This window comes from Microbacterium sp. NPDC056736 (assembly GCF_042790415.1).
Lineage (GTDB): Bacteria > Actinomycetota > Actinomycetes > Actinomycetales > Microbacteriaceae > Microbacterium.
This window is the reverse complement of sequence record NZ_JBHTZE010000001.1, coordinates 431,767-447,463: the sequence shown is the minus strand read 5'-3', so window position 1 is coordinate 447,463 and position 15,697 is coordinate 431,767. Positions and strand designations below refer to the sequence as shown.

General features: G+C 69.0%; 16 protein-coding genes. 14 read left to right on the top strand and 2 right to left on the bottom strand.

Features of this window, described 5'->3' with window-relative positions; translation table 11 throughout:
* Positions 1 to 10 precede the first annotated feature (10 nt).
* Positions 11 to 2,647, top strand: a complete 2,637-nt coding sequence (locus ACFRAL_RS02065) for a family 78 glycoside hydrolase catalytic domain (RefSeq protein WP_378879216.1) — start codon at positions 11 to 13, stop codon at positions 2,645 to 2,647.
* Positions 2,648 to 2,964: 317 nt separating this feature from the next.
* Here the strand turns inward: ACFRAL_RS02065 and ACFRAL_RS02060 are convergent, their stop codons facing one another.
* Entirely contained in the window at positions 2,965 to 3,225 is a 261-nt protein-coding gene (locus ACFRAL_RS02060) for a hypothetical protein (protein WP_378879214.1), read from the bottom strand.
* Positions 3,226 to 3,297: 72 nt separating this feature from the next.
* Positions 3,298 to 3,423, bottom strand: coding sequence for a hypothetical protein (locus ACFRAL_RS02055; RefSeq protein ID WP_378879211.1), 126 nt, complete (start codon positions 3,421 to 3,423; stop codon positions 3,298 to 3,300).
* A gap of 130 nt (positions 3,424 to 3,553) precedes the next feature.
* On the opposite strand from ACFRAL_RS02055, the gene ACFRAL_RS02050 reads away from it, so the two are divergent.
* From ACFRAL_RS02050 to ACFRAL_RS01990, 13 genes are all read left to right on the top strand, one after another.
* Complete coding sequence (locus ACFRAL_RS02050) at positions 3,554 to 3,847, top strand: hypothetical protein (protein ID WP_378879209.1); 294 nt, start codon at positions 3,554 to 3,556, stop codon at positions 3,845 to 3,847.
* Between the two features lie 249 nt (positions 3,848 to 4,096).
* Positions 4,097 to 5,371 carry an endo-1,4-beta-xylanase gene (locus ACFRAL_RS02045; RefSeq protein WP_378879206.1) on the top strand — a complete coding sequence of 425 codons (1,275 nt, stop codon included), beginning with the start codon at positions 4,097 to 4,099 and terminating at the stop codon, positions 5,369 to 5,371.
* Between the two features lie 193 nt (positions 5,372 to 5,564).
* Positions 5,565 to 6,407, top strand: a complete 843-nt coding sequence (locus ACFRAL_RS02040; RefSeq protein ID WP_378879200.1) for a MerR family transcriptional regulator — start codon at positions 5,565 to 5,567, stop codon at positions 6,405 to 6,407.
* 248 nt (positions 6,408 to 6,655) lie between these two features.
* Positions 6,656 to 6,952 (top strand): hypothetical protein, encoded by a 297-nt coding sequence (locus tag ACFRAL_RS02035; RefSeq protein ID WP_378879198.1) that lies wholly within the window; start codon positions 6,656 to 6,658, stop codon positions 6,950 to 6,952.
* Between the two features lie 76 nt (positions 6,953 to 7,028).
* Complete coding sequence (locus ACFRAL_RS02030; RefSeq protein WP_378879195.1) at positions 7,029 to 7,457, top strand: hypothetical protein; 429 nt, start codon at positions 7,029 to 7,031, stop codon at positions 7,455 to 7,457.
* Positions 7,458 to 7,590: 133 nt separating this feature from the next.
* A complete protein-coding gene (locus ACFRAL_RS02025; protein WP_378879192.1) occupies positions 7,591 to 8,268 on the top strand; it encodes a phosphatase PAP2 family protein in 678 nt (225 codons plus the stop codon).
* A 118-nt stretch (positions 8,269 to 8,386) separates the two neighbouring features.
* Complete coding sequence (locus tag ACFRAL_RS02020; protein ID WP_378879189.1) at positions 8,387 to 8,869, top strand: DNA alkylation repair protein; 483 nt, start codon at positions 8,387 to 8,389, stop codon at positions 8,867 to 8,869.
* A 60-nt stretch (positions 8,870 to 8,929) separates the two neighbouring features.
* The gene (locus ACFRAL_RS02015) at positions 8,930 to 9,247 is read left to right on the top strand and encodes a hypothetical protein (RefSeq protein ID WP_336394070.1); all 318 of its coding nucleotides are present in this window, start codon (positions 8,930 to 8,932) and stop codon (positions 9,245 to 9,247) included.
* Positions 9,248 to 9,373: 126 nt separating this feature from the next.
* A complete protein-coding gene (locus ACFRAL_RS02010) occupies positions 9,374 to 10,126 on the top strand; it encodes an SDR family NAD(P)-dependent oxidoreductase (RefSeq protein ID WP_378879185.1) in 753 nt (250 codons plus the stop codon).
* A 76-nt stretch (positions 10,127 to 10,202) separates the two neighbouring features.
* Positions 10,203 to 11,441 (top strand): amidohydrolase, encoded by a 1,239-nt coding sequence (locus tag ACFRAL_RS02005; RefSeq protein WP_336394072.1) that lies wholly within the window; start codon positions 10,203 to 10,205, stop codon positions 11,439 to 11,441.
* 16 nt (positions 11,442 to 11,457) lie between these two features.
* A complete protein-coding gene (locus ACFRAL_RS02000; protein ID WP_378879181.1) occupies positions 11,458 to 12,705 on the top strand; it encodes an MFS transporter in 1,248 nt (415 codons plus the stop codon).
* A 138-nt stretch (positions 12,706 to 12,843) separates the two neighbouring features.
* Positions 12,844 to 14,361, top strand: a complete 1,518-nt coding sequence (locus ACFRAL_RS01995) for an MATE family efflux transporter (protein ID WP_378879177.1) — start codon at positions 12,844 to 12,846, stop codon at positions 14,359 to 14,361.
* A gap of 33 nt (positions 14,362 to 14,394) precedes the next feature.
* Positions 14,395 to 15,645: an alpha/beta fold hydrolase gene (locus ACFRAL_RS01990; protein ID WP_378879174.1), complete on the top strand. Its 1,251-nt coding sequence runs from the start codon at positions 14,395 to 14,397 to the stop codon at positions 15,643 to 15,645.
* Positions 15,646 to 15,697 lie beyond the last annotated feature (52 nt).

Below are 15,697 nucleotides of genomic sequence, written 5' to 3'. Positions count from 1 at the left end.
GAAGCTCACCATGTCGACACTTGAGAGAACGTCACCGGCCGCCCATCTCGCCGGGGCGACTTGGATCACCACGCCGGAGCCCGCGCCCCCGGCCGGGCAGCGCCCCGCGTACGAGTTCCGACGCAGCTTCACCGTGCCCGGCGCCGCGAGAAAAGCGACCCTGACCGTCACCGCGCACGGCGTCTACGAAGCATTCCTCAACGGAGAACGCGTCGGCGACCTCGAGCTCACGCCAGGGATCACCAGCTACCGCAAGACGCTCCAGGTGCAGCAGTACGACGTGACCGCGTCGACCGTCGAAGGCGACAACGAGCTGCTCATCGTCCTCAGCGACGGCTGGTTCCGCGGCCGCGTCGGCGCGCACCGTGTACCCGACAGCTTCGGCACCCAGACCGCCCTCGTCGCCGCTCTCTCCATCGAGACGACAGAAGGCAGCACGGAGGTCGTCACTGACGGTACGTGGGAGACGGGCATTGGGGCGATCATCCAGGCTGACCTGATGGACGGACAGACCAGCGATCTGCGCCGCCTCGGCGCTACCGAGTGGCGACCCGTTGTGACCGCTGATGATCCGCTGACACTCGATGAGGACCGGTTGGTGTGGTCGGTGGCCCCACCGGTGCGTAAAGCCGAATCCTTCACTCCCATCTCGATCGAGCGTCTGCCGTCTGGCCGGCAGATCGTCGACTTCGGACAAATTCTCAACGGCTGGGTCCGGCTCTCCCTGCTCGGCCCGTCGGGCACCACCGTCCACCTCACGCATGGGGAAGCGCTCGACCACGACGGTGACCTCACCCTTCGACACCTCGATATCACCGTCGCGCCCGGCCTGCCCAAGCTTCCGGTCGGACAGCGGGACACCGTCATCTCCCGCGGAGAACAGACCGACGTCTTCGAGCCCCGGCACACCAGCCATGGCTTCCGCTTCGTCGCCGTCGACGGACTCGACGAGGACCTGACTGCGGATGACATCACCGCGTACCAAGTGCGAACCGACCTCCGCCACACCGGCACGTTCGCCTGCAGCGACTCTCGGCTCAACGAGCTGCACCGCATCGCCGTCGCCAGTTGGCGAGCGAATACGCTCGACATCCCGACCGACTGCCCGCAGCGGGAACGATGGGGCTATACAGGCGACTTCCAGATCTTCGCCCGCAGCGCCGCGTTCCTCGACGACATCGCCGGGTTCGCCCGCAAATGGCTGACCTCGCTGGCGGACGACCAGCACGCAGACGGCAAGATCACCAATGTCGCGCCGAACTGCGGCATCGAACCCGTCCCCGTCATCCCCATCTCCTTCGACGGCTCCGCCGGCTGGGGTGATGCCGCGACGATCGTCCCGTCGGAGCTGTACCGTGCCTACGGTGACCCGACCATCCTGACCGAGACCGCACCCATGATGCGTCGCTGGGTGGACTATGCCGCCAGAACCGCAGCCGGCGACCGCCACCCCAGCCGCACCGCCAACCGGCCCGCGCCCGCACCGCACGAGCGATACCTCTGGGACACCGGATGGCACTGGGGCGAATGGCTGGAACCCGACGTCCCCTTCAACCCGCAAGGCGACCCCGCGATCGTCGCGACGGCGTACTTGGCACACTCGGCCCAGCTCACCGCAAACGCCGCCAGGGTGATCGGCGACGACGAGGCGGCTGAACACTACTCTGCCCTCTCACAGAGCGTCGCCGACGCATGGCGCACCGAATTCCTCAACGCCGACGGAACCCTCACCGTCCCCACCCAGGCCAACTACGCCCGCGGCCTCGCCTTCGACCTCATCCCCGCAGAACTGACGGCTGCCGCAGCGGATCACCTCGTGCGGCTGATCGAGGAGAACGGCACGCACCTCGGCACCGGATTCCTCTCCACCGGGATGCTGCTCCCCGTCCTCGCGGACCACGGCTATGGCGACGTCGCCTACAACCTGCTGTTCCAGACCGACGAACCCGGGTGGCTCGTCATGCTCGAACGCGGCGCAACAACGGTCTGGGAGTCGTGGTCGGGCATCGACCAGGACGGCAACCCGCACGAGTCGCTCAACCACTACTCCAAAGGCGCGGTCATCACCTTCCTGCACGAGTACGTCGCCGGGATCACCCCGGCTGAACCCGGCTACACGAAGGTGAAGATCCGCCCCCACCTCGAGGAGCGTCTGACATGGGCGGAAGGGACGGTCGAGACCAGGCACGGCCCCATCAGGAGCCGCTGGCAGCGCGACGGACGCAACGCCACCCTCACTGTCAGCATCCCGGACGGCGTAACCGGGACAGTGCATCTCCCCGATGGCAAGTCGCAGGAAATCACCGCGAGCAGCAGCACGTGGAGCTTCAGCGTGCCGGTGCGACCCGCGCGCACGCCGTACAACGATGTGCGCGCCTTCAACCGTCCGACGACTCTCGCGTCCTCGGAGGAATCGAAGGAATCCCTTGACTGGGGTCGGATCGACCCGGACGCCACGACCCTCGGCGAACTCCTGGACGACCCGGCGTCACGCGAGGTGTTTGACCAGGTCGCGCCCGACGTCGCAGATAGCCCGATGATCGCAATGGCGAGACCGATTCCATTGAACACGTTCCTGGCGGCCGCGGCAGAATTCATCCCATCAGACGACATCCGAAAGCTCCGCGTGCAGCTCTCCAAGCTGTGACGCCCCCCACGTCCCGTCGCCGCCAGCTTGGCCGAGTTTCGCGACTGGGGCGACTGCCTCTGCTTGAGGCGCCGCCGCAGGTTGCTCGGGCATCCATGGTTCAGCTGGCTTCGGGCACAGCGCACGGCTTGGCCCCCACCAGGCGTCATGCGGACCGAATGGTCGGGCTTACAGAGCCGCAGAGTTTGGTCCCTCCTCGGTCCGCAACGTTTAACGCACGCCGGCGGTCCCGCTTTCGTTCGCTGCACGCAAGAGGATCGGACGTGCCTCTCCGACGGGGTGTGATGGGCCAGACTCGGGCAGTTCGGCTCGTGGCATTAGAGCTCGAGGCTTTCGCCCCCGTCCGCATACTCATCGTGACTGGTATTGGGCTCGGTCGCCTGTGCGCCGAGAGCGACGGCATCGAGTTCGTGGCGAAGATACTTCGGAGCCTGAACGCGCCAGGCGTCGGTCACCAGCTCGGCCAGATGGTCCGCCTTGATCGCGGCCAGCCGGAAAGCCACTTTCGGCTCACCCCAGGGCGTGGTCGTCCGCAGGAACAAGTCGGGCTCCATCTGGACCAGAGCGAATCCATCCATCCGGTCCGCGACCTTGACGGCGACGACGAGCTCGGTTGCGAGAATCGCACGAATGTCGTCGGGGATGCTGGGTCATGGGTGGCACTCCCACGCATACAGCTTTCTCCGGACGAACCACGCGGTGCCACCCGTCGTCGCGCGCTCCTCGCTGCCGGGCAGGCCATTGGCGATCCTGCGCACGTCGTCGAGGGTGGCCACGGCGCGATCCTACGCCGCCCACACGACATCGATGCCGCTTCTAGCGAGCAGACGAGTGCTTTCGAGGCAGCCGTATACGCGCATCGCGCGAACACGGATCCCGGCGCTCACGCGTCGATAGTGTCGACGCGTGAGCGAACGGAAGAGATCGACCCTGGCGTGGGTGATCGCCGGTGTCATCGTCGGCATCGGCTGCATCGTGCTGCTCATCGGGGTGCTGACTCCGATGACGTTCGGCTGGTTCGCCTATCAGCCAATCGCCGATGCGACATTCGTGCCCGGTGGCGGCGGCGTCTTCCTGTCCCGCACGACGATCGCCGGCTGGGTGGTTCTCACGATCGGTCTCCTGACGGTCGCCTTCCTCGCCGGCCGGCATGCGGCGCGAGCGCGCCCCAATCGACTTCACCCGGATTCCGCGGACTGACAGCTGGCCGCCGAGACGGTCCGTCGAACGCTCATTGTTCGAAAGGGGATCGAGATCCGCATCGAAGAAGGGACTACTCCTGGGGTTGGCTGTAGGGATTGCGTGCGGGTGGCTGGCAGTTCGTCGGATCGATCCCGTGGTCCAACACCTGTTGATAGACACCCTGAGCGTCGCTGGCCGGTGTGACAAGACATGCGAATATGTCGGGAAGAGAAACAAAACACCTCGCCCTAATCTGAAGGAGAGCGGATGTCGGCGCCCGACCTCTCGCATCGGTTCCGGGAGATCTCCCTCAAGCTGATCGCCCCCGACGGCACCCCCCTCACGGACGGGCCCGTCACAGTGGAGCAGACACGGCACGCGTTCGGCTTCGGGAACATCGGCTTCGACTTCGTCGAGCTGCTCGGTGGGCCGCCTCAAAGTGACCGCGGCGCTTCACGGGTCTTCGGCGGCGCAGACACCGACCGGGCGGTGCCGCTCCTGGACGCCTGGCTCGATCTGTTCGACAGCGTCACCCTCCCGTTCTACTGGCGCGGCTTCGAGCCGCAGCCGGGGCGTCCCGACACCGCTCGGCTCCTCACGACGGCTCGCTGGTTCGCGGACCGAGGCGTGCGGGTCAAGGGGCATCCGCTCGTCTGGCACACGCTCGCCCCGCGCTGGCTCCAGGAGCGGACCGATGCGGAGGTCGAGGCCACGATCCGCGACCGCATCGTCCGAGAGGTCACCGCCTTCACGGGGGTCATCGACCTGTGGGACGCAATCAACGAGGCGGTGATACTGCCGGTCTTCACGGCGGAGGACAACGCGGTCACCCGGCTCGCTCAGGCAAAGGGTCGCGTGGGGATGGTGCGTCTGGCGTTCGAGACGGCGCGCGAGGCGAATCCGTCCGCCCGGCTCGTGTTGAACGACTTCGACCTCAGCACGGACTACGAGCGGCTGATCGAGGAATGCCTCGACGCGGGGGTGCGGATCGACGCCCTCGGCCTGCAGACACATATGCACCAGGGCTTCCGAGGCGAGGAGAACATCTGGAACATCCTCGAGCGATTTGCCCGCTTCGGCCTGCCGCTCCAGCTCACCGAGACGACATTGCTCTCGGGCGACCTCATGCCGGCGGAGATCGTCGACTTGAACGACTATGTCGTCGACTCGTGGCCCTCCACGCCCGAGGGTGAGGCCCGACAGGCCGACGAGCTCGTGCGGCACTACCGCACGGTTGTGGCGCACCCCGCGGTGGAGTCGCTCACCTATTGGGGGCTGACCGACGAGGGGTCATGGCTGGGCGCGCCGTCGGGGCTTCTCCGTTCCGACGCATCACCCAAGCCCGCCTACGGTGCCCTGCGCGGCCTCATCCGCGGGGACTGGTGGCACGCTCCCCAGGCGTTGCGTCCCGACGCGGACGGGCGCGTCCGGGTGCGCGGCTTCGCTGGAGATTATCGCGTGACGGCATCCCAGGGCTCCGCGCACTTCTCGGTTCCGAGCGCGGCCGACGGCTCCACCGTGGAGACTCGCCTGCGCGGCTGATGTAAGCGCGCATTCGATCCGGTGATGAAGAAGTCGTTGGCTGCGTCGCCGTCAGCATCGTCGGAGTCAGCCACAACCCTGCGAGCCGGACGCCGGCTCGTTGAGGGCAACAGCGCCCGCGGCGCGTGCGGACCGCCATCCGCTCCGCCCTCTTGCGGTTCCGCTTGACCTTCTCACTGTGTCAGGGTCGATCGTGGTCTCCATCATGTACACCATCGGAGAGTTCGCAGCATACGGGCGTGTGAGCGCGCGAATGCTGCGGCACTACGACGCCATCGGGCTGCTCAAGCCCGCTCGGGTCGACCCGTCCACGGGATACCGGCGCTACGACTCCTTGCAGCTGTCGGACCTCCTCCGGATCGTCGACCTCCGCGGATTCGGGTGCTCGCTGGACGATGCCGCCGAGGTGCTCTCGTCGAATGATCGGGATGCCGCCACTCGCGCGATCCTGGCCCGCCGACGCGAGGAGCTCACGGATTCGATCGCCGCAGATGCCGCACGCGTCGCCCGGATTGATGCGCGACTCTCCCGCCTGGAAGGAGCTCGCACCGTGAGCGGAATCACCTACACCTCCCTGCCCGCCGTCACCGTCTATGCGACAAGCGAGATTGCTCCCGGTAGCGGGCCCGAGAACGTCTCGCCCGTTGTCGATCGCATCCTGCCCCCGCTCCTTCGCGCGCTGCAGGAATCGGGCGTCGACTTCAAGGAGCCAGGAATCTTCTGGTACGAACCGGTCGACGGCAGTGACGACATGCGCGTGTGGGTTTCGTGGATCGCCGGTGGCGATCCCGTCGAGAATCCGGCATGGGAGGTCGTCACACTTCCCGAGATCCCGCACGCTGCCGTCTTCGACTACCGCGGCGACATGCCCGGAATCGGCGACGCCTGGCACGAGTTCATGACAGGCCTTGCTCGAGCTGGGGTGACGATGGCCGGCCCAGGACGCGAGGTCTACCTGGAGTCAGAACCGCTGCCGCAGTCGCAGTGGCTCACCCAGCTCCAGCAGCCGATCATCGGCATCCCCGCGACAACGTAACCGAACCGGCACACGTTTCCGTGCGCTCAACGACGTCAAGCGCGCAGACACGGCGACACCGGACTCGGCTTGTGTGAGCCGCTCAGACAATCGGCTCCGATGAGGGACCGGCCGCAGGCGGACGGACACGCTGGGATCGCAGGTCGAGACCTGCAGCCGTGGGCCGACGTGTGGCATCCACACCTCACCGACCGGAAGGCATGAAGGTGCGCGTTGCCAGGCCCGCCCGGCGGTGCAACACTTCACGCATGGCCGAGAGCACCGTGGCTGCGAAAGAGGCAGCCTCGGCAGGGGAAGCGGCGAACGCCCGACGCAACCCGTACATGGTCACCCTCGTGATCGTCGGCGCACTCGCATGGGTCGTCGCGTTCATGCTGTGGAACGTGCTCGTCCAAGTGACCGATTACACGACGTATGACCGCGAGACAGCTTCGGCGTTGGCGACGTGGATCAACATCCTGCTCCTCAGCGGTGTGGCCGCCATAGTCGGGGCGGTCGTGATTGCGGGCATAGCTCGCGAACTTCGCAACATGACCGGCAGCTGACCCACGCCAAGCACCACACACTGCCAATCTCGCGCACGCAGAGCGAGAGACTGCCGCACACCTTCGCTAGATTCGCGTGGTGACTCATCTTCGTCGCGCATCGTGCGGGCTCGTTGCGCTCGCGCTGTCAGTCGGGCTCACCGGCTGTTCGCTCGATTCGGTCATCTGGGGAACGGACGGCGCGCGCGTGATCCAGACCACCGAGGAGCTCATCGACGCCATGGCGGGTGGGAATCCGACCGATCTCGTCTGCGCCGACTCCGAGGCGGAGCTCGGAGGCCCGAGCGATTGGCTGGGCCTGTCGGCCGGCGAGCCGGAGCACTTCTTCGCAGACTATTGGGAAGAACAGGTTCCGCTCGATCCTCAATGGAACATCAACCTCGAGGGCCTGCCGGAGGGTCTGGCACCCGGCTCAGCGCTCCCAGGTGACGTGTTCTACCGCGAGACCGACGAGGGCCTCTGCGTGATCGACGTCGCATGGGCAACCCTCGTGGCCGAAGGCTGACAACCCGCCTGGCACACTGCAGGCGGAGGATGACCGGAGTCTCGCAGCGGGCCGACCGTGGTGGCGTATGTCTATGGAGCGGTGAGAAGCTCCGACGTACTCCCGTCGCCCGCAGCGCCATTACGATGCGGGCATGCCGTTGCTCCGAGCCGTCGTCCTGTCGGGGCTCGGCGCGGTCGCGGTGTTGACCGCGGCTGGGCGGGCGATGCGGCTTCTCGGCGGCGACGACCCACGCGAGGATCGGGCCGTGCGTGCGCTCCAGGACGCGTTCGGCCACGGATCGGACGATGGCGCCGTCGCGGCTGACCCCGCCGTCCCGACTGGGCTACGCGAGCCGATCGACCGGGTCACCGAGCTGCTCTCGTGGTACTCCGGCGTGCCGCAGACCATCGCGAACGGTGCGATGTGGTGCGGAATCACCTGGTGGTTGACGCGGGACCGGCGCTCAGCGGTCGCGCCAGCGGCGGCGCTCGCCCTCGAGACCGCGTGCTTCGTCGCGTCCGCGGCGCTCGTGGGGCGGCCACGACCCCAGGGGGTGTGGCGCCCCGAGCAGCCACACGCGACGTCGTCGTTCCCCTCCGGGCACACCGCGGCAGCCTTCGCGCTCCACGGCACGCTCGCCGACCTGCTCGATAGCCACGGCGCCCGCGGCGCGCGGCTCCTCCGCCCCCTCCTTCGGTACGGCATTCCCGGCGCGATCGCGTTCTCGCGGGTCTACCGCGGCCAGCATCACATCTCGGACACCGTCGTAGGCACCATGCTGGGACGATGGAGCGCCGCTGTGGTGCGGCGGGAGTTGCTCTCGTCGTAGGCGGGCGGGATGCCGCCGCCCGGCGGGCGCGCAGGCCTTGCAGGTCGCCCGTTCACGGATCGGCAAGCCGCACGCGATCACTGATCATCGGTAGATCGTCGTCGACGAGGATGGTGATGTGGAATCACCCGCCGCCGCCTTCATCGACCGCACGCTACGGGCCGAGGCGTCGGAGTGGCGCACGTGGGCGGATGGCGATGCGTCGGTCGGCGGGCTCCGGGTCTACGGCGCCTCGGTCGGCGCGATCCGCGGCACCGTCCGCGACGCGCTCCGGAGACATCGCGGACTCGAGCACGACGACATCACCGCACTCGCGTCGGAGCTGTGGGCGGCGCCCGTCTTCGAGCGCCGCTTCGCGGCGATCGTGCTGCTGCAGGGGCAGGTGGACGCGCTCAGCGGCAACGACCTCACCCGCATCGAGGGGTTCCTCCGCGACGCCCGCGTTCCAGATCTCATCGAGCCGCTTGCCCTGGACGTCGTGCGACCGCTGCTCGCCCGCCTCACGGGCACTGAGGCCGATCGCGCCCGGCGCATCGAGGCCCGCTGGGCTTCGGCCGATGCTGAGGGCCTGCGTGCTGCTGCCGCCCTCCTGGCGGGATAGGCGCGAAGGGTGTCCGCGCACCCGGGTGCGCAGCATCCGACATCCGCGCACAATGGCGGCATGACAGCGCAGAAGGCCATCGTGCGGATGTGGCGAGGCAGTGTGCGGAGTGAAGACACCGACGAGTACGTCGCGTACATCGAACGCACCGGTATGAGGGAGTATCGCGAGACGCCCGGGAACCTCGACGCGTGGATGCTGACACGCGACCTCGGCGACGGCACGACCGAGATCGTGACGGTGTCGCGCTGGCAGAGCCTCGAGGCGATCAAGGGCTTCGCCGGCGCGGACATCGAGACCGCCGTCTACTACCCCGAGGACGACCGGTTCCTCGTGGATCGCGACGATGTGGTCCGCCACTGGACCCAGGTGTCGTAGCGCATGAATTCGCGCGCCCGCGGTCCGACATGCGCGCCGTCCTTCGAGCGGCCATTAGTGTCGGGCGGAATGACCGAAGGAAGGGCGCGAGGCGGCGCCCTTCGGAGTGAGTGACTGAGGAGCGACATGGACTACTTCGATCTGACCGGCCGGCGAGCTCTGGTCACCGGAGGCAACCGCGGTCTCGGTCTTGCGATCGCGCACGCGCTCGCAGCCGCCGGCGCTCACGTGGTCCTGGGCGTCCGCGATCCGGACGGCGCGGAACAACCACTCCGGGCGATCCGGGCTGAGGGCGGTTCCGCATCCTCGATCACGCTCGATGTCACGCAGCTCGATGAGGCCAGAGCGGCGATCGACGCGGCATCCGATGATGGCGTGTTCGACATCCTCGTGAACAACGCCGGCGGTGGGGTGAACGCGCCGGCGATCGACGTCACGGAGGCCGATTTCGACGCGGTGTGGTCGCTGAACGTGCGTTCGGCACTGTTCCTCTCACAGCACGTCGCGCGCTCGATGCCGGCCGGGGGCGCGATCGTGAACATCGCGTCGCAAGCAGGCATCGTGGCGCTGCCCGGCGAGTCGTCGTACTGCATCGCAAAGGCGGCGATGCTGCACATGACTCGCTGTCATGCGGTCGAGTGGGGCGACCGGGGCATCCGCGTCAATGCGGTCGCCCCCACGTTCATCGAAACCGACGGCACGGCCGAGGCGCTGTCCGACCCCGAGTTCCACGCCGACGTCATCGACCGGATCGCGGCGCTGCATCGGATCGGCAAACCTACCGAGGTGGCCGGAGCCGTCGTGTTTCTCTGCTCTCCCGCGGCGTCGCTGATCACCGGCCACACGCTGGTCGTCGACGGCGGGTGGACCATCCGCTGAGCCTGACGCGGTGGTTCCACGAGAAGCTCAGCATCGCCCGCTGGGGTGTCTGAGGTCCCGGCGTAGGTTGGAGGGCATGGCTCGCATTCTCGCCGTCACCGGCGGCTACGTCGTCCCTGTCAGCGCTGACCCCATTCCGAACGGCACGGTGATCGTCACGGACGGCGTCGTGTCGGCCGTCGGCGGACCCGACACCGAGGTCCCCGACGGCGCGGAGGTGGTCGACGCGTCCGGCAGCTGGGTGCTTCCGGGATTCGTGGAGTCCCACGGTCACCTCGGGGTGCACGAGGAGGGCGAAGGGTGGTCCGGCAACGACACCAACGAGATGACGGATCCGAACGGGTCGCGCCTGCGCGCCCTCGACGGCATCGACATCGAGGAGATGGGCTTCCGCGACGCGCTGCGCGGCGGTGTGACGACCGCGGTCATCAAGCCGGGATCGGGCAACCCCATCGGCGGCCGCACCGTCGCCATCAAGACCTGGGGCGGCCGGACGGTCGATGAGCAGATCCTCGCCGCAGACGTGTCGGTGAAGGCGGCGCTGGGCGAGAACCCGAAGCGGGTCTACGGCGAGCTCAAGCAGACGCCGTCGACACGCCTGGGCGTGGCATCCGTCATCCGCAGCGCGTTCACGGCGGCACAGCACTATGCCGACAAGCGTGACGCCGCCCTCGCCAAGGACGAGCCGTTCGAGCGGGACCTCGGCAAGGAGACGCTGGCCGCCGTGCTGGCGGGCGACCTCCTCTGGGATCAGCACTGCCACCGGCACGACGACATCGCGACGGCGATCCGGCTCGCGGAGGAGTTCGGCTACACGCTGGTCGTCAACCACGGGACCGAGGCGCACAAGATCGCCGATGTCCTCGCCGAGAAGCAGATTCCCGTCATCTTCGGCCCGATGCTCACCTCGCGATCGAAGGTCGAGCTGCGCGACCGCGGCATCGGCCACCTCGCGCTCGTCGCGCAGGCGGGCGTCAAGGTGGCCATCACGACCGACCACCCGGTGGTCCCCATCGACCAGATCCGCCTGCAGGCGATCCTCGCGATGCGCGACGGCCTGCCCGCCGAGACGGCTCTCGCCGCGCTCACGGTCAATCCGGCTGAGATCCTGCGTCTGCACGATCGTGTCGGCGCCCTCGAGGTCGGGCGCGACGGCGATGTGGTCGTATGGTCGGGCGACCCGCTCGCGGTCGAGTCGCGCGTGCAGCGGGTCTTCATCGAGGGGCGCGCGGTGCTCGAGCCGGCGGACGGCGCTGCGGACACGCGCGTCGTCGAGCGGTGGGAGCGCTTCGGCCGCACAGCGTGGATGGCGTGACCCCGACACGACCGTCGTGAGCGCGCACCCCGCTGACGCCGCGCCGCCGCCGCGCGGCTCGTTCGGGCGGTACTGGACGGCGGCGGCGATCAGCTCGTTCGGCACCGCCGTCACGGCGGTCGCCATGCCGGTGCTCGTGGTGCAGCTGCTGAGCGCGACCCCGTTCGAGGTGGGCATCGTGAACGCCGCGCAGTTCGTGCCGTACGCCCTGCTCGGGCTGATCGCCGGCGCGTACACGGATCGCTGGCGCCGCAAGCCGATCCTGGTCTGGTCGAGCATCGGCCGAGCACTCTCGCTCGGCGCGATCCCGGTGCTCTGGCTGGCCGGCGTGCTCGAGATCTGGATGCTCGTGGTGCTTCTGCTGCTGTTCGGCTCCTTCTCGGTGTTCGGGTTCGCGGCCACGCAGTCCTTCCTCCCCCGGCTCGTACCTCGGTCTTCACTGGTGGTGGCCAATGCGCGACTGGATCAGACGGATGCCGCAGCCCAGACAGTCGGCCCGGCGCTGGGTGGCGGACTCGTCGCGTTGCTGGGAGCGCCGATCGCGCTGGCCGTGGACGCGGTCAGCTATCTCGTCGACGCGCTGCTGAACGCGAGCATCCGCGTCGATGAGCGGCGGGAGCGCCGCCCCGAGCGCAACCTCCGCCGCGAGATCCTCGAGGGGCTGCGCTGGGCATACGCCCACCGGACGCTCGGACCGCTCGCGGTGTCGACGCATGTCTGGTTCTTCGCCAACGGGATCGCGTTCACGGTGCTCTCGCTGCTGGCGCTGCGATCCCTCGGCTTCACCGCCTTCACGTTCGGGCTGCTGCTGGCGGTCTCGGGATCGGCGGCTCTGCTCGGCGCGACCTTCGCGTCGGGATTCGGGTCGTGGCTGGGCACCGGGCCGGCGATCATCGTCGCCCGTGCGGCCTATCCGATCGCGTGGCTGGTGGTGGGGGCGACGGCGTGGCTGTGGGCGGAACCCGTGCTCCTCTATATAGCGCTCGCGATCCACGGGCTGGCCGCCGGCGTCGAGAACGCCAACGAGATGGGCCTGCGGCAGGCGGTCACGCCCGACTCCCTGCTCGGACGCGTGAACGCGAACATCCGCTCCGCCAACCGGACCGCGGCGGCGCTCGGCGCCCTCGCCGGCGGCGCGGCGGCAGGTCTCGTCGGTGACGCGTGGACGCTCGTCGTCGTGGCGATCGTCTTCGCCGTCGCCGCGATCGTCGCGGTGCTGTCGCCGCCGCTTCGGGCGATGAAGTCTTTCCCCGAATCGGACTGAGTCACGGTCATCGCCGGTATTCGGGCGTGAAGGATCCGAATCGATTCGATAGTATGGGAGGTCTGTCGCCGCACGGTCTTTCGCAGCCGCGGTCGCGGCATCCGCCCTCTTTCCGCACTCTCGTTCAAGAGCCGCCCCATGCCTACCGCCCTGACGACGGGCCGCCCCTGGCACGTCATCGTCCTGTTCTCCGTCCCGCTCCTCATCGGCAACGTGGTGCAGCAGCTGTACCACGTGATCGATGCGATCGTCGTCGGCCGCCACCTGGGCGTCGATGCGCTCGCCGCGGTCGGGGCCACGGGAAGCATGCTGTTCCTGCTGCTCGGGTTCGCCTGGGGTCTGACGTCCGGCTTCGCCATCCCCACGGCGCAGGCGTTCGGCGCCCGCGACTTCGCGGCGGTGCGGCGCTCGGTCGCGGCCGGCACGATCCTCACCGCGGCCTACACGGTCGTGCTGACCGTCGGCGCGCCGCTCTTGAGCGAGCCGCTCCTCGTGATGCTGCAGACGCCCCCCGAGCTGATGGACGACGCCGTCGTCTTCGCGCAGATCAGCTTCCTCGGCGCGGGCGCGATGATGTTCTTCAACTACCTTTCGGCGATCATCCGGGCGATCGGCGACTCGCGCACCCCGCTGCTCTTCCTGTCGCTGGCGTGCGGGCTCAACGTCGGGCTCGTCATCCTCATGGTCGGCCCGCTGGCCTGGGGCGTCGCCGGGGCGGCGCTGGCGACCGTCGTGTCGCAGGCGATCTCGGTGCTCCTGTGCCTGGAGTTCATGCGGCGACGGATGCCGGTGCTCCACGTCCGCCGCGAGGACTGGCGGGTCAGCCGCGCAGAGCTCGCCGACCACCTGCGCCTCGGACTGCCGATGGGCTTCCAGGCGTCGATCATCGCGATCGGGACGCTGTCGGTGCAGGTCGCGCTGAACACGCTGGGCGCGGACGCCGTCGCGGCATACACCGCCGCGTCCCGGGTCGACGGCCTCGCCGTCGCGCTGCTGCAGTCGCTGGGCCTCGCGGTGTCGATGTTCGTCGCCCAGAACCACGGCGGCGGCCGCCCCGACCGCATCCGGCGCGGCGTCACGCAGGCGACGTGGATCGCCGTGGCCGCCTCGATCGTCCTCGGCGTGCTCCTCATCGCCTTCGGTGCGGCGCTCGTGCGGCTGTTCGTGGGCGAGGGTGCCGTCGAGGTCGTCGGCATGGCCGCGCAGATGCTGGCGATCAACGGCGCGACGTACTGGATCCTCGGCATCCTGTTCGTGCTGCGCGGCGCGCTGCAGGGGCTGGGCCACACGCTGATCCCGACCGTCACCGGCGTGATCGAGCTCGTGATGCGCGTGGGGGCGGCGGTCGTGCTCGGCGGCATCTTCGGCTTCATCGGGGTCGCAGCGAGCAATCCTCTCGCGTGGCTGGGTGCGGTGCTCGTCCTCGTGCCGGCGTACATCCACGCGCACCGGCAGCTCGCGCACGCGCCGGTCACGCCGATGGTCGCCACCCCCACCACGCCCATCCCGGTCATCGGCCCCACCGACGGCTCGATGGTCGTGGACGCGGTCGTCACGCAGCCGATCGTGCTCCCGGCGGCGGCGCGGCAGCCGGGCCGGCACCGGCGGCGGTTCCCGGTGCTCTCCGCGCGCGACCGGCGTCGCACCCGGGGCTGACCGCCGTCGGCGGGTGCCCTTAGGCTCGACCGCATGCCCGTGACGATGCGCCGCATGCAGGACCTGACCATCCACGACCACACGCTGACCGTTCCGCTGGTGTGGGACGACGCGGCCGACGGCCGCACGATCGACATCCACGCGGCCGTCGTCGCGCGGGAGGGCGGCGAGAGCCTGCCCTACCTGGTGTTCCTCCAGGGGGGACCGGGGCACGAGGCACCCCGTCCCTTCCACTCGCCGCCGGGACCGTCGTGGCTCGACGAGGCCCTCGAGCACTACCGTGTCGTGCTCCTCGACCAGCGCGGCACCGGTCGATCGACACCCGTCGGCGACCGCGACCTCGAGCGCGGCACGGCCGATCTCGCCGAGTACATCACCCACCTCCGCGCGGACTCGATCGTGCGCGACGCCGAGGCCCTTCGCGAGCACCTCGGCACGCCGACGTGGAGCGTGCTGGGCCAGTCGTTCGGCGGGTTCACCACGTTGGCATACCTGTCGACGGATGCCGCCTCCCTCGCGGAGGTCTACATCACCGGCGGGCTCAGCGCGGTGGGCCGCCACCCCGACGACATCTACGCGCTCGCGTACGACAAGCTGCGCGACGCGTCGGAGCGGTACTACCGGCGCTTCCCCGGGCATCGGGACGCGATGCGGCGGGTGGTCGACCTCGCGGACCGCGGTGAGCTCGTGCTCCCGGGCGGCGAGGTCGCATCGGTGTCACGGGTGCGGTCCGTCGGCTCGCTGCTGGGATCCAACGACGGCTGGCAGACGCTCTGGTCCCTCCTCGAGCTGGATCCGCACACCAACGCGTTCCGGCACGATCTCCTCGCCGCCCTGCCGTTCGGCCCGCGCAACCCGCTGTACTACGTCTTCCACGAGTCCAGCTACGCCGACGGCCACGCCACGCGATGGTCGGCCGAGCGCACCGAGCCCGACGACTTCCGCGACGATCCGACGCTGCTCACCGGCGAGCACGTGCGGAGGGAGTGGGCCGACACCGTGCCCGGCCTTCAGCCGTGGCGCGACGTGACGCTCGAGCTCGCGGAGTTCGAATGGCCTCAGCTCTACGACGCCGCGGCGATCGCCGCGTCCGGCGCTCGCGGTGCGGCCGCCGTCTACGTCAACGATCTCTTCGTGCCGCTGGAGTTCTCGATGCAGACCGCCCGGCTGCTGCCGGGCGTCGCCACGTGGGTGACGAGCGAGCACGAGCACAACGGGCTGCGCTCAGGCGGCGGGGTGCTGTCGCGGCTGATCGACCTCGCCCACGATCGCGCCGTGCGCTGACACGCGCGAAGGGGCGGAGGACACCGCCGGCATCCTCCGCCCCTCCGCGATG

Excerpts from the sequence above, each read along its gene's own strand:
- ACFRAL_RS02065 (WP_378879216.1), top strand. The coding sequence starts at position 11 with ATGTCGACACTTGAGAGAACGTCACCGGCCGCCCATCTCGCCGGGGCG.
- ACFRAL_RS02060 (WP_378879214.1), bottom strand. The coding sequence starts at position 3,225 with ATGGATGGATTCGCTCTGGTCCAGATGGAGCCCGACTTGTTCCTGCGG.
- ACFRAL_RS02045 (WP_378879206.1), top strand. The coding sequence starts at position 4,097 with ATGTCGGCGCCCGACCTCTCGCATCGGTTCCGGGAGATCTCCCTCAAG.
- ACFRAL_RS02035 (WP_378879198.1), top strand. The coding sequence starts at position 6,656 with ATGGCCGAGAGCACCGTGGCTGCGAAAGAGGCAGCCTCGGCAGGGGAA.
- ACFRAL_RS02025 (WP_378879192.1), top strand. The coding sequence starts at position 7,591 with ATGCCGTTGCTCCGAGCCGTCGTCCTGTCGGGGCTCGGCGCGGTCGCG.
- ACFRAL_RS02015 (WP_336394070.1), top strand. The coding sequence starts at position 8,930 with ATGACAGCGCAGAAGGCCATCGTGCGGATGTGGCGAGGCAGTGTGCGG.
- ACFRAL_RS02010 (WP_378879185.1), top strand. The coding sequence starts at position 9,374 with ATGGACTACTTCGATCTGACCGGCCGGCGAGCTCTGGTCACCGGAGGC.
- ACFRAL_RS02005 (WP_336394072.1), top strand. The coding sequence starts at position 10,203 with ATGGCTCGCATTCTCGCCGTCACCGGCGGCTACGTCGTCCCTGTCAGC.
- ACFRAL_RS01995 (WP_378879177.1), top strand. The coding sequence starts at position 12,844 with ATGCCTACCGCCCTGACGACGGGCCGCCCCTGGCACGTCATCGTCCTG.
- ACFRAL_RS01990 (WP_378879174.1), top strand. The coding sequence starts at position 14,395 with ATGCCCGTGACGATGCGCCGCATGCAGGACCTGACCATCCACGACCAC.